1 protein-coding gene is annotated in these 653 nt (G+C 62.9%); it reads right to left on the bottom strand.

The genetic code is table 11. The annotated features are described in order from the left end of the window. Positions 1-638, bottom strand: a 638-nt coding sequence (locus tag GEV06_28895; GenBank protein ID MPZ21860.1) for a response regulator, incomplete at its 3' end; no start/stop codon positions are given. Positions 639-653: the final 15 nt, after the last annotated feature.

The following is a 653-nucleotide window of genomic DNA, read 5'->3' as shown; positions in this document are numbered from 1 at the left end:
GGACGGATCTTGTGCAGCGTGCCGGCGAACTCCGTTCCCGTCATTTCCGGCATGATCTCGTCCGTCAGCACCAGATCGAAGCGATCCGGATCGGCGCGGAACGCAGCCAATGCGGCAGGGCTGCGGTCAAAGCCGACCGGTTCATACCCCAGGGCGGCGAGTATCTCCTCCCCCAGCAACACGAGCGATTTCTCATCATCAACGATGAGGATCGTCTCGCCATGGCCCCGGCGCAATGGAAGTTCGAGATCCTCGTCTGCGCCGGCGGCCGCTTCTTCTTCCATCCGTCGAAAATCGCCTTCCTTCAACCGGCTCGTCACATTCAAGGCGCCGCCGTGTTCGGTGACGATGCCGTGAACGGTCGACAGGCCTAGGCCTGTGCCTTGCCCGGCAGGTTTGGTCGTGAAGAACGGCTCGAAGATGCGCTCCAGGGCCGCCTCGTCGATTCCGTGGCCGGTGTCCCTTACAAGCAGACGCACATAACGCCCCGAGGGCAGACTGCCGTTCGACAGCCTCATCATGTCCTTAGAATCGATGGTGTCGAGCGCGAGCGTGAGCACGCCGCGCCCCTCCATCGCCTGCGCCGCGTTCGTGCAGAGATTCATGACCACCTGCTGCAGTTCGGTGGGATCGCCCATCACCGAGGCGCTTCC

The organism is Luteitalea sp. (assembly GCA_009377605.1).
Taxonomy (GTDB): Bacteria; Acidobacteriota; Vicinamibacteria; order Vicinamibacterales; family Vicinamibacteraceae; genus WHTT01.
The sequence above is the reverse complement of the archived record's forward strand: the minus strand, read 5'-3'. Positions and strand labels throughout refer to the sequence as shown.